The sequence below is a fragment of the Paenarthrobacter sp. 22069 genome (assembly GCF_052046035.1).
Classification (GTDB): domain Bacteria; phylum Actinomycetota; class Actinomycetes; order Actinomycetales; family Micrococcaceae; genus Arthrobacter.
The window spans coordinates 1-12,460 of record NZ_JBQEQF010000044.1; the positions used below are offsets into that span (position 1 = coordinate 1).

Sequence of the window (12,460 nt, forward strand, 5' to 3'; positions counted from 1 at the left end):
CCCAATTCATGAGCGTAAGGAACTCGCGGCAGGTCTTGACCAGGGCGTCGTTGCAGACCGGAACGAGGAACGACTGTGCGGCGTAGGCGTGCACGAGGTCAGCGAAGTCGGCCACTTGGACCGGCACACCTGCCGCTTTGAGCTTGTCCGCGTAGGCCTGTCCCTGATCGTGCAGCGGATCGTTGCCGGAGAGGCCGATCACCGCTGGTGCCACGCCCGCGACATCCTCGGCGGCGATGGGCGATGCCCGCCAGTCGGTTGAGGACTCAGCGCCAAGATAGGAACGGACGCTGTAATCGACGTTGACAGCGCGCAGCGCCGGGTCGCGGTCTTTGCGGTACGACTCGGCATCGCGATAGGTCGGGCCGAGGTCTGTTGCAGGGTTGAACAGAAGCTGTCCCGCGAGGATCCCCTCGTCCCGCAGCGCCAGTGCCACCGCTGCGGCGTAGTTTCCGCCGGCACTCTCTCCCGCAATGGCGAACGCCTCACTGCGCCCGCCGAGCTCACCGACGTTATCAGCCGCCCAGCGGGTAAGGAAAAGTGCATCCTCGTAACCGGCCGGGAAGGGGTGTTCGGGTGCCAGCCGATAGCTGATGCTGACTACCACCGCGCCCAGGTACGCGGACAGGCGCTCTGTCACCGGCCCGACAGCGGCCGGGGAGCCGACGACCCAACCGCCACCGTGGATGAAGACAACCGTCGGAACGGGGCCCTCACCAAGCGGTCGATGGATCCGCACGCTCAGAGTGCCATTCGGCGTGTCAATCTGACGCTCCTCCGTGGACGCGAGCTCCGGTCCGGGCGTTCCCGGAGGCAGCGGTGCCGCGGACATCTCCCGGAGCTGGTCGACGGTGATGGTGCTGAGGTCCACAAAGGGAACCGCAGCAAGAAGGGGCTGAAGCTGAGGATGGATGGTCATGACGAAGCTTCCTTGAATAAGTGAGTTATCGGACGGTGATAGATGCGATGACTACGGTCCAAACTGGTTCCTATTCGTGCTGGAACTTGCTGGTGGCGTATATCGATCAGTCAATGAGCGCATGACAACGTAGCGATGACGGAGCCGATATGAGAGTGATGCCAGTCGCAGTAGGGGCGGCACCATTTACAAAAGACGCCTGTGCGCCTAGACGGCAACGGAACATGTCGATTTGAACTACAGGCAGCCGCGGAGGGCCTGCGAAAGCAGTTCGGCGCGCGAGTCGTTCTGCGCCCCCGCCTGCACAGTTTGGTAAGCGAACGCGAGCCGGTGTTCCACGTTCGCGAAAGCCAGCTGTCCGCCGGCCCCGTCGTGGCCGAAACTGCCTGGTCCGACCATGGCACGGCGCTTTGAATGGAGCATAAATCCCGTGCCCCAGATGTTGCCCTCATCGACCCCATAGAACGGCTGCCCCTGGGAGAGCGGCCGTATCGCGTGGCTGATTGAGTCATCATCGAGAAGGCGAAGTCCGTCGACTTCAGCGACTGTGGCGCCGTAAAGGCGGGCCAGATCACGAGCGGTGGCGACGAGATTCACCCCAGGGCTTTCGCTGCCAAGGAAGGCATCCTGATTGGCGCCGTTGAAAAAGTCTGCGTCGTAAGCCCCGGACATGGTCATCGCCTTCTGCATAAGGACAATTTCGTCTGGCGGGTAGGGAGCAGCCACTTCCACGTTCGGCGGAATAATCGGGGCGAAATCCGGGCTGTGGCCGTCCGCACCGAAGGTCATGGTCAGACCGAGGGGCTCTGCGATGTAGTTTTTGAGCCATTCCGAAGGCTTCTTGCGCGTGGTGCGGCGCAGCACTTCACCGGCAAGGAATCCCATGGTGATGGGATGGTACGCGAAGGATTCCCCTGGAGGCCATTGGGGCGCCTGGGATGCCAATGCATCCACCGCAGGTATCCACCCTCGGATGTCTGCGGCAGTCAGCGGCGCGAAGGGATAGACGAGCCCGCCCCGGTGGGCGAGAAGTTGGCGAACAGTAATTTGATCTTTGCCATGCGCTGCGAATTCCGGCCAATACCGTGCCACGGGCAGATCAAGGTCAAGGTAACCTCGCTCGGATGCCATCATGAGGCAGATCGCGGTAATGCCCTTGCTCACGGAAAAGACGACACTGCGCGTTTCCCTCGTCCACGGGGTGTTCGCACGGGAGTGCCCTCCGAACAGGTCCACCACGGTGGTCCCTTCGACGACGACGGCGCAGGCAGCCCCGACATCGCCCTGGCTCTGAAAATTCTCCCTGAAGGCGTCCGCAACAGGACCGAAGCCCGGTGCAACGTCGCCACTGACGTCGGACATGTAATGACCTTTCAGGAAGCAATACCGGAAAACTTGGCTGCTAAATGGATTTAGCCGATACTAGTCTCATGCTCTTCAAAAGGTCTGTCAAGGATGACGCTCCGGTGGACGCGTGACCAGCGACAATGGTGCAATGAGTCCGCGGGTCACGCTGGCGGACGTTGCAGAACGTGCCCGTGTGTCTAGGACGGCCGCTTCGTTGATCCTCAACGGGCGGGAGAATACCCGGATGAGTGACGACGCCCGGCGGCGGGTTTTCGATGCGGCTGAGGAGTTGAATTACCGGCCCAACTTGATGGCGCGCGGCCTGCGGATGGAAAAATCTGCGACCATCGGTTTCGTTTCTGACCGCATTGCATCCACCCGGTACGCGGGACCGATGATTCGTGGAGCCCTGGGGGCTGCGCGAGAGCGGGACCACACTCTCTTCGTAACGGAGACTGAAGGTGACCTGCAGGAACAGGCGCGGGCGATCGAAGCGCTGCTTGACCGTCAGGTCGATGCGCTGATCCTGGCGACGGTGACTGGCAAGATCATAATGCCCGGGCGTCATTTGCCTGTTCCGCTCGTAGTGCTCAATGGCAGCGCCGGTCCTGGGGAGTATGTGTCGGTCCTACCTGACGAAGAAGCCGGGGGACGGCAGGCTGCCATGCACCTCATCGAACTTGGTCATCGCCGCGTGCACATCCTTGGTACGTCCGAATCCCAATACTGGACCGTCCCGGTGCGTCGACGCATCGGAAGTCTCCTGTCTGAATTTGCTCGCGCAGGAGTTGAGGTCGTCCAGGTTTCCCTTGATCGACCTGTGTGGGACTTCGAAGCTGGACTGGATACTGCTGGCCGGGCGGTCGCTGAGCACGGACCCGTTACCGCCGTCGTTGCTCTAAATGACACCTTGGCGGCCGGGGCCTATCAAGGTTTCCGGCAAGCGGGCCTCAGGATCCCCGATGACGTGTCCCTCGTCTCCTTCGACGATGACGAGATCGTCTCGGTACTGCGGCCCGAACTCACGACCGTGGCCCTTCCCTTCGAGGCCATGGGTCGGCGCGCCGTCGAGATCGCTCTCGGTGCCCATGCGTCAATTCCTGCAGAATACCTCGAGCAGATGCAGCTTCAGCGCCGGCACTCGACCCGCAGCGTTAGCGCCACCCGCCGTTAAAGGCCATTTTCACGGGCTTGACAGTGATGCGGGGCACATGCAACCTTATTGCTAAATCCATTTAGCCCGGCAACGGTGTCGGCGATGGGATCCAATGGAGGATGAAAATGGACGAAGCGAAAACGAACGGTGCCGAGGGCATCGTTTCCCCTCACTCCCGCGCATGGCACGAGGCGCCTGCAGAAGATGCCGCCATGGCACAGGGAGTAAGGACTCGAATCAAGGGCTTCTTCGCGTCAACGGCTCATGGGATTGGCGGCAAATCTTCGAAGTCACGAGTACGCGGTGGCGCACTTCTGGCGGGCTTCCTGGTTGTCGGCGTTGCGATGACGGGCTGCTCCGGCAACGGAGGCAGCCCGGCTGGGTCGACGGCAAAGCCGTATGCCGCTGACACCGTCACCTTTGCCACCTCGGTGGTTCCGCCGTCGCTGAACCCGGACATTGGTGATCCGGCCTATGCGCCGTTGTACCACTGGGCCTATGACCCCCTCGTCATTATGAACGGTGATGGCACCTTCAAGCCTGGGCTGGCTGAAAAGTTCGGTTATGTCGGTGAGGGCAATCAGACCTACGAAATAACTCTCCGTGACGGGGCCAAGTTCAGTGACGGCACGGCCGTGGACGGCGAGGCGCTGAAGGCCAACCTCGATTACCTGCGCACTCAGAAGCTCGGCACCCCTGCCACCTTGTTGGCGTCAGTGAAAAGCGTTGACGTCACTGGGCCCTTGACGGTCCGGCTGACCCTGTCCACCCCTGATCCCGGCCTGACCTTTTACTTCGCCCAGTCGTTCGGTGCCGGCTACCTGATCAGTCCGAAGTCCCTCGGTACTCCTGCCTCCCTGGACACGGGCACTGCAGGCGCTGGGCCATACATGCTCGACGCGGCAAAGACGGTCACCGGAGATCACTACACATTCGTGAAAAACCCCAACTACTGGGACCCCGAGCGCCAGCACTTCAACACTGTGACAGTGCGGGTGATTGCCAACCCGTCCTCCACCATTCAGGCCATTCAGGCAGGTCAGGTGCAGGCCGCTTTGGGCGATGCCACGACGCTGCCCGCAGCCCGCGCTGCCGGGTTACAGGTCATCGCACCACCCCAGGCGCTGACCGGAATCAACCTCGCCGACCGCGAAGGCAAGGTTTCGGCACCACTGGGTAACCTCAAGGTCCGACAGGCCCTAAACATGGCAGTGGATCGTAAAGCGATCGCCAAGGCAATCTACGGCTCCGAGGACCTCGCACTGTCGCAGTACGCCCTGGAAGGCCAGCCCGGTTACAGCCCGGACCTCAACGAGAAGTACAAGTATGATCCGGAAGCCGCCAAGGCTCTGCTCGCTGAAGCCGGGTACCCCGACGGCTTCACGCTCCCGGTACTCACCACATCCCTCATGGGTCTCGACAAGGTGACACAAGCCATCGGCGGGCAGCTTGAGAAGGTGGGGGTCAAACTCGAACTCACCACGCAGGCTGCTGCTCCGGATTACTTCACAGCCATGGTTTCCGGGAAATACCCGGCCGCTGTCATCGGATACGGGCTCGCGGATATGAATTCCCTCTGGGCAGGATTCGTGAATTCGGCCGGTCCATTCAACTGGTTCAAGACCGTTGATCCTCAGCTTGATGCTCTCTACTCCAAGTACCGGGCTGCTGATAAAGACGCAGGAGTCGCCCTGCAGAAGCAGATCAACGAACGCCTGGTTGACCAGGCGTGGACCATCCCGGTCGTCGGTGCTCCTTTGAGCTACTACATCGCTCCGGGCCTGACCGGCTTCGACGCGACCTCGGCCAACGCCGGCGTCCCGCTGGTCACCGACCTGCGACCGACCAAGTAAGAAAGAAACAAAGCCGTGCTTAGGTTGATCCTGCGCCGCTTGGCGCTGTCGATTCCACTGGCGCTCATTGCGTCTATGATCTCGTTCGTCCTGGTCCCGTTCCTTCCCGGCGACGCAGCCAGGGCTCTGCTTGGACCCAACGCCACCGCCGCCCAGCTCGCGGCCGCGCGGGAGGAACTTGGCCTGAACCTGCCCCTGTGGCAGCAGTACTGGAACTGGTTGACCGGTGCGCTGCACGGGGACCTGGGCACGTCCTTGATCAGTCGGCAGCCGGTCGCGGAGCTCCTCAATGCACGGCTTGAACCATCGCTGTCCCTGATTATCGGGGCCACCCTCGTGGCCTCGATAATCGGGATCGCCATGGGCATCCGCGCGGCCCGTCGCGGGGTCCTCGGCCGTGTTGTTGACTCCTCCTCGATCCTCGCTCTGGCCATCCCCGACTTTTGGTTGGGCCTGGTCCTGGTCGTGATCTTCGCCGTGCAGCTGAGACTCCTGCCACCAACCGGCTACGTCTCCATTGCCGACGACCCCGGCATGTGGGCCACATCACTGATCCTGCCAATAGTCACCCTGTCTCTGCCGGCAATGTCACGGATCGCCAAACAAACACGGGACTCGATGGCAACGGCATTGGACGGAAACTATGTCCGTACCCTGCGGGCAGCAGCCGTGAAGGAGAACTCGATAATCTACAGGCACGCCCTGCGCAACGCGGCCGTTCCGATCCTGACCGTAATCGGCCTCGTTTTCGTGGGGGCCTTGGGCGGCACCGTCGCCATCGAATCCATTTTCGCCATCCCGGGCCTGGGCAGCACCGCAGTCCAGGCCACGGCGTCCCGCGATCTGCCCCTTATCCAGGGGGTAGTGGTCTACTTCACGCTCATCACGATCGTCGTCAATCTAGTTGTCGACCTCGCGTATGGCTACTTCAATCCACGTGTGAGAGTTAAATGACAGCGACATCAACCCACCGCTCCAGCTCAGCCTCGCCTGACGCCGCTCCCCGTCGGCAAGCCTGGCTTAGTCAGACATGGAAAAAGCAACCTCTCGGGGTCATCGCCAGCATCATCATCCTCCTGATCTTCGTCCTGGGCCTGCTCGCACCAGTGATCGCTCCCTTCAAGGCAGCAGAGCAGGACTTGCTGGTGCCCCTCAACGGTCCCAGCGCTGCCCACTGGCTTGGCACAGATGCGTTGGGGCGCGACTTGTTGAGCCGACTCCTCTACGCCACTGTTCCGTCTCTGACCTACGCCCTGGTCGCGTTGGCCGTTTTTCTCCTTATAGGTGTCCCGCTGGGGATTATCTCCGGCTATAAGGGTGGACGCATCGACAGCATCATCAGCCGTATCGCTGAAATTGCCATGTCCATCCCCGCTGTCATCATCCTTCTGGTCGTCCTGGCGGTCTTCGCATCGAGTCCCACTGCGGCGATGATCACCCTCGGCGTGCTCGGTTCCCCTGGCCTGATTCGCGTCGTGCGCGGGGTCACCCTCGTAGTCCGGGAAGAAGCCTTCGTCACCGCCGCAACGGTGGCTGGCGTAAAGCCCCTAAGCATCATGTCAACACACCTCGTCCGCCGCGCGCTGGGCCCGATCCTCGTTCAGGCTTCGGTCTTCGCCGGGGCCTCCTTGGTGATCCAGGCTGCACTGGCCTTCCTCGGACTCCTCACTGATGGAGACCGCCCCACCTGGGGCGGGATGATCGGTGAAGCATCCCAGGTCATATCGCTGACCCCTTGGCCGCTGGTACCCCCAGGGCTGATCATCATCCTTACGGTGATGGCATTCGGGCTTCTCGGCGACGCCATCCGTGACGCCACCTCCGACGAGGCATCACCGGCAGTGAAGCGCGGAGCCAAAAAAACGACAACCCAGCCGGTTCATTCACTCGACCTGGACACGAAAAATCACCTTTTGCAGGTACACAACCTGCAAGTCAGCCTTGATAGCGGGGTGACGCTCGTTGACGACGCAACTTTCTCGGTAGGCCAGGGCGAGATTGTCGCTGTCGTGGGCGAATCCGGATGCGGCAAATCGGTGACGGCCCTGGCTACTCTTGGGTTGGTGCTACCCGGGCTTCATGTTGCCGGGGGCAGCGTCATCTTCAACGGCGTTGACCTCCTCGAGGGCGGACCGGAGGCATACGCGGCCATCCGTGGCAACGGGATCGGTTACGTTGCCCAAGACGCCCTTGGGAGCCTGGATCCGACGCACACCATCGAAAGCCACCTGCGCGAGGTCATCGTCCGCCACGAGAAGCTCTCGGCCGCCAAGCTGAAGGAACGCACCCAGGAACTGCTCCAGCAGGTACAGATCCAGGACCCGGCACGAGTGCTGAAGCTCTACCCGCACGAAATATCCGGTGGAATGGCCCAGCGCATCAATATAGCCCTCGCGCTGGCCGGGCGTCCCAAGCTGATCATCGCCGACGAACCCACAACGGCCCTTGATGTCACAGTGCAATCAGAAATCCTGCACCTGCTGCGTGAACTCCAGCAATCTACGAAACTCAGCGTGCTCATCATCACCCACAACTGGGGTGTCGTTGCGGACATCGCAGACCGTGCGGTTGTCATGTACGCCGGTGAAGTGGTCGAAATGGGCGATGTTTACACGGTTTTCAAGGCGCCGCGCTTTCCCTACACTGCAGCCCTCCTGGCCGCTGACCCCAGCGTCTCGCCGCTAGGGGAACGGCTGGAAACAATCCCGGGACGGGTTCCGGCCCCCGGTACCTGGCCTGCGGGCTGCCGGTTCTCCGGCCGATGCCCGTACGCCACCGAAGCGTGCCTGGAAGGACCCCTGCCATTACGCATCGTCCCGCCGGGATCTGTCACCCGTTGCATCCGGGCTGAAGAACTTGCCAGCGAAGGAGTCTTGGACCGATGAACGACACGACGTCCCCGGTGCTTGTCGCCGACAATATCACCGTCCGGTACCGGAAAGGACGCCGGCATTTCACCGCCTTGGATAATGTCAGCGTGCGTATCCCTCACGGCACGACAGTCGGCTTGGTAGGGGAGTCCGGGTCCGGAAAGTCGACGCTGGCCAAAGCCATTCTGGGGCTCGTGCCCGTAACCACTGGCCGCGTAGAACTGCTGGGCGAGGACATCACCCACCTGACCGGACGGCGCCGACGCGAACTAGGGCGGTCCATTCAGGCTGTGTTCCAGGACCCGAACACCTCGCTGAACCCTTCTTTCACCATCCGGCGGAGCCTTATCGAACCGTTGAAGGCGCAGAACATGCTCGGTGGGATCGATGTGGACGGCCGGGTGGCGGAGGTACTCACCGCCGTAGGCATGGAGCCGGATGCCGCGTTCCGTCGGCCCCGCCAGTTCTCTGGTGGACAAAGGCAACGCATCTCCATCGCACGGGCGCTGATCACCAACCCCCAGGTCGTCGTTTGCGACGAAGCAGTCAGCGCCCTCGACCTCTCAGTGCAGGCCCAGGTACTGAACCTTCTCACCGACCTGCAACGGGAGCGCGGTCTGAGCTATCTGTTCATCAGCCACGACATGTCGGTGGTCAAGCACATCTGTCACGAGGTCACTGTGCTTTACCGGGGCGTGATCAAGGAATCGGGCGCGACACGGCTGGTCACCACCCAGCCCGTCGATCCCTACACCAGAGCACTTCTCCTGGCCGCGCCCATCGCCGACCCGGCCATGCAGCGGCAGCGCCAGCGCCCCACAACAGCCGGGGCCGCCACCTAGCCGCGCTTTTCTCGTCACTCCAACCAGTTCCCTTCAACCACCTTCAGGCCCCCGTGACATTCACGCTTCCTCGCGGGACGCTAAATTGCTCCTGGAAGCGGCCGCATGGCGGGATGAAGCCATGGCACACCCACCTCATCCCGTCACGCGAACCGTCGCACAGTTACCACCGCATAACGCTTCACACCCCTAGTTAGGACGCATCTTGCCGCTCACACCCAATGACCGATGGATCTGGGACTTTTGGCACATCCAGAACGAGGACACCCACCACCTGTACTACCTACAGGCGCCCAAGTCGCTCGGCGACCCGGAACTCCGCCACCGCAACGCCACCATCGGGCACGCGACCTCCACGGACCTCAGCACCTGGAGCGAACATGGCACCGTCCTTGCTCCCGGAGGTCCCGGGACGGTCGACGCGACAGCAACGTGGACCGGCTCCATCGTCCGTGGCGACGACGGAATATGGCGCATGTTCTACACCGGTTCCACCTTTCCCTTCCCCGACGCGGCGACCAACATCGAAGTTATCGCCATGGCGACCTCACCGGACCTCTATACCTGGACAAAGGACCCGTCCTTCGCGCTACACGCTGATCCGCGTTGGTACGAAACGCTCGGAACTTCAGACTGGCCCGAAGAGGCGTGGCGGGACCCCTGGGTATATCGGGATGACAGCGGTCAATGGCACATGCTGATTACGGCGCGTGCCAACACTGGTGCATCCATCAACCGGGGAGTGGTTGCCCACGCTACCTCTTCCGACCTTGGCACTTGGACGGTGCAACCGCCCCTCACTGAGCCCATCCACGGCTTCGCCCACCTCGAAGTCTTCCAAAAGGTGTCCCTCAACGGGCACGAGCTGATCCTCTTCTCCGCCCACGACCAAGTTATTTCTGAGGACCGACGCGCTGCCGGGGCAACCACCGGCACCTGGGTCGCCCCCTGGAGCGGCAACATCGACCTCCAGCGCGCAAGCAATCTCAGCGGCCCAGATCTCTACAGCGGACGGATCATCGACGACAACGGCACTCCTGTCTTTCTAGCCTTTGAACTCACTAACAGCACCGATCCCTTCATCGGGGGGATTTGTGACCCGATCCCCGTCAAGGGCACGGACGGCCGATTGGTCTTGCCTCGCGAAGCCGGGATTCAGTAAACGTCCACAACCCCATCCAGCATCTGCTGAGACAGCCAGGGATCCCTCGGTGGCCAACCCGTCCTTTTCCTCGAGGGATACACCGGCCAACGCATTGGTTGAACTCTCGGCTATAGGGAGGGACTGGTGACACGGAATGAATCGAAATCGTCGACGCTGCAGCCCCGGCCGGCAAGCCTCTTCACTGGGGTGCTGCTCATCCTGTGAACCAGGGGCTGATTAATCCGGCGCCACGGTAACGTTGACGCATGAAAACGGGGAAGGTGATCCGGAGATGGGCCTGGGCCCGAGTCACCACAACATGGTTTTTTACTACACAAGCCAAGACAGCACGTGCGGTTTAGAAGTTCTGGACAACGCCCAGCCGTGGCAAGCCATGTCATTTTCCAGCGGCTCAAGGCCCAACCCCAGGAATCCCTCAACACAACTGCTCCGACCCAGCTGTCGCAGTTGGGGCGGGCGGAACGCACCACCGGCATTATTTAGGTCGGCGGGGCCGTCCACTCACGGGCCACCGCAGGAATTTCCTGAGATGTGGCCGGTCTGCGGTCTGCGCGCCACTGCCGGAGGCCTGTCCGTGAGGACTCTATCCAAAACTTAGCCATCAAGCTGGGATTTCTCGTTCCGATCCAGCGTGCTGACGGCCCGCACTCAATGCGCTGTCCATTCCACCGGCACCTCCAACCCTTACATTCCGGCATCTTGACTGGCGCCAACGAGTTACGGCGCAACGTTATTTCGAACCATACCTTCTACGATTATTCGAGCTGCTGCGCCTGTTGGAGTGTGGTGTTGTTCAGCGCATATGGCGGGCGCAGGAGGCCGGGGGTAAGGCCTTCGGAGGGGTCATTTCCCAAATGAACCACCTTGTTGTTGCGGTCCACATGGACCACGCGTGGCTGGTAGCCCTTGGCTTCCTCAGTGGTCATTTCCGCGTAAGTAATCAGGATGACAATGTCGTCTTCCCGCACAAGGTGGGCTGCTGGGCCGTTAATACCGATCACACCCGAGCCACGTTCGCCCGCGATGCTATACGTCTCCAGGCGGGCGCCATTGGTGACGTCAACTACGACCACAAGTTCGCCGGGCAAGATATCGGCGGCCTCAAGCAGGTTCAGATCTACGGTCACTGAACCCACATAATGCAGGTCTGCGTGTGTGACGGTCGCCCGATGGATTTTGGACTTAAACATTGTTCGATTCATAACAACTCCAAGAGGTGTGCCTTATATCGGCATCAACGCCGCCACCTGTGAATGACGTACCACGATCTTTTGCTGGTCGTTCTTCAATGCGCGCGGCGGCAGGAAATGCGGGCGAACCTGAATTCCGTCATTACGGAAATCATTTGTCTGAGGGCGACTTCGTCAGCTGATACCAAAGGAGCGAGCCGTCTGGACTCACCGCCTCCAGCTCAGGTCCGTCCTTTACGGTGTGGAGGGCGTGGCCCAATTCATGAGCGTAAGGAACTCGCGGCAGGTCTTGACCAGGGCGTCGTTGCAGACCGGAACGAGGAACGACTGTGCGGCGTAGGCGTGCACGAGGTCAGCGAAGTCGGCCACTTGGACCGGCACACCTGCCGCTTTGAGCTTGTCCGCGTAGGCCTGTCCCTGATCGTGCAGCGGATCGTTGCCGGAGAGGCCGATCACCGCTGGTGCCACGCCCGCGACATCCTCGGCGGCGATGGGCGATGCCCGCCAGTCGGTTGAGGACTCAGCGCCAAGATAGGAACGGACGCTGTAATCGACGTTGACAGCGCGCAGCGCCGGGTCGCGGTCTTTGCGGTACGACTCGGCATCGCGATAGGTCGGGCCGAGGTCTGTTGCAGGGTTGAACAGAAGCTGTCCCGCGAGGATCCCCTCGTCCCGCAGCGCCAGTGCCACCGCTGCGGCGTAGTTTCCGCCGGCACTCTCTCCCGCAATGGCGAACGCCTCACTGCGCCCGCCGAGCTCACCGACGTTATCAGCCGCCCAGCGGGTAAGGAAAAGTGCATCCTCGTAACCGGCCGGGAAGGGGTGTTCGGGTGCCAGCCGATAGCTGATGCTGACTACCACCGCGCCCAGGTACGCGGACAGGCGCTCTGTCACCGGCCCGACAGCGGCCGGGGAGCCGACGACCCAACCGCCACCGTGGATGAAGACAACCGTCGGAACGGGGCCCTCACCAAGCGGTCGATGGATCCGCACGCTCAGAGTGCCATTCGGCGTGTCAATCTGACGCTCCTCCGTGGACGCGAGCTCCGGTCCGGGCGTTCCCGGAGGCAGCGGTGCCGCGGACATCTCCCGGAGCTGGTCGACGGTGATGGTGCTGA

At 61.8% G+C, this 12,460-nt stretch carries 10 protein-coding genes; 6 read left to right on the forward strand and 4 right to left on the reverse strand.

Annotation, left to right across the window (positions count from 1 at the left end):
- Both ACTJK0_RS20885 and ACTJK0_RS20890 read right to left on the reverse strand, forming a co-directional pair.
- Window positions 1-919, reverse strand: a 919-nt coding sequence (locus tag ACTJK0_RS20885; RefSeq protein WP_440746478.1) for an alpha/beta hydrolase, incomplete at its 3' end; no start/stop codon positions are given.
- 237 nt (window positions 920-1,156) lie between these two features.
- Window positions 1,157-2,281, reverse strand: a complete 1,125-nt coding sequence (locus ACTJK0_RS20890) for a serine hydrolase domain-containing protein (RefSeq protein ID WP_440746479.1) — start codon at window positions 2,279-2,281, stop codon at window positions 1,157-1,159.
- A 133-nt stretch (window positions 2,282-2,414) separates the two neighbouring features.
- Here ACTJK0_RS20890 and ACTJK0_RS20895 point away from each other — a divergent pair, with 133 nt between their 5' ends.
- The 6 genes from ACTJK0_RS20895 (at window position 2,415) to ACTJK0_RS20920 (ending at window position 10,149) form a co-directional block, all read left to right on the forward strand.
- Window positions 2,415-3,440, forward strand: a complete 1,026-nt coding sequence (locus ACTJK0_RS20895) for a LacI family DNA-binding transcriptional regulator (RefSeq protein WP_440746487.1) — start codon at window positions 2,415-2,417, stop codon at window positions 3,438-3,440.
- 107 nt (window positions 3,441-3,547) lie between these two features.
- Window positions 3,548-5,275: an ABC transporter substrate-binding protein gene (locus tag ACTJK0_RS20900; protein ID WP_440746480.1), complete on the forward strand. Its 1,728-nt coding sequence runs from the start codon at window positions 3,548-3,550 to the stop codon at window positions 5,273-5,275.
- A gap of 15 nt (window positions 5,276-5,290) precedes the next feature.
- Window positions 5,291-6,229 carry an ABC transporter permease gene (locus ACTJK0_RS20905; protein WP_440746481.1) on the forward strand — a complete coding sequence of 313 codons (939 nt, stop codon included), beginning with the start codon at window positions 5,291-5,293 and terminating at the stop codon, window positions 6,227-6,229.
- Window positions 6,226-8,160, forward strand: coding sequence for a dipeptide/oligopeptide/nickel ABC transporter permease/ATP-binding protein (locus ACTJK0_RS20910; RefSeq protein ID WP_440746482.1), 1,935 nt, complete (start codon window positions 6,226-6,228; stop codon window positions 8,158-8,160). The genes ACTJK0_RS20905 and ACTJK0_RS20910 overlap by 4 nt, the downstream gene beginning before the upstream one ends.
- Entirely contained in the window at window positions 8,157-8,987 is an 831-nt protein-coding gene (locus ACTJK0_RS20915; RefSeq protein ID WP_440746483.1) for an ATP-binding cassette domain-containing protein, read from the forward strand. Before ACTJK0_RS20910 ends, ACTJK0_RS20915 begins: the two co-directional genes overlap by 4 nt.
- A 205-nt stretch (window positions 8,988-9,192) precedes the next feature.
- Window positions 9,193-10,149, forward strand: a complete 957-nt coding sequence (locus ACTJK0_RS20920; protein ID WP_440746484.1) for a glycosyl hydrolase family 32 — start codon at window positions 9,193-9,195, stop codon at window positions 10,147-10,149.
- Window positions 10,150-10,907: 758 nt separating this feature from the next.
- Here ACTJK0_RS20920 and panD read toward each other — a convergent pair.
- Window positions 10,908-11,354: an aspartate 1-decarboxylase gene (panD, locus tag ACTJK0_RS20925; RefSeq protein WP_440746485.1), complete on the reverse strand. Its 447-nt coding sequence runs from the start codon at window positions 11,352-11,354 to the stop codon at window positions 10,908-10,910.
- 222 nt (window positions 11,355-11,576) lie between these two features.
- The coding region (locus ACTJK0_RS20930; protein ID WP_440746486.1) for an alpha/beta hydrolase at window positions 11,577-12,460 on the reverse strand (884 nt) is incomplete at its 5' end.

Bases quoted from the DNA above. Each gene is read 5' to 3' on its own strand.
- ACTJK0_RS20890 (WP_440746479.1), bottom strand. From the start codon at position 2,281: ATGTCCGACGTCAGTGGCGACGTTGCACCGGGCTTCGGTCCTGTTGCG.
- ACTJK0_RS20895 (WP_440746487.1), top strand. From the start codon at position 2,415: ATGAGTCCGCGGGTCACGCTGGCGGACGTTGCAGAACGTGCCCGTGTG.
- ACTJK0_RS20900 (WP_440746480.1), top strand. From the start codon at position 3,548: ATGGACGAAGCGAAAACGAACGGTGCCGAGGGCATCGTTTCCCCTCAC.
- ACTJK0_RS20910 (WP_440746482.1), top strand. From the start codon at position 6,226: ATGACAGCGACATCAACCCACCGCTCCAGCTCAGCCTCGCCTGACGCC.
- ACTJK0_RS20915 (WP_440746483.1), top strand. From the start codon at position 8,157: ATGAACGACACGACGTCCCCGGTGCTTGTCGCCGACAATATCACCGTC.
- panD (WP_440746485.1), bottom strand. From the start codon at position 11,354: ATGAATCGAACAATGTTTAAGTCCAAAATCCATCGGGCGACCGTCACA.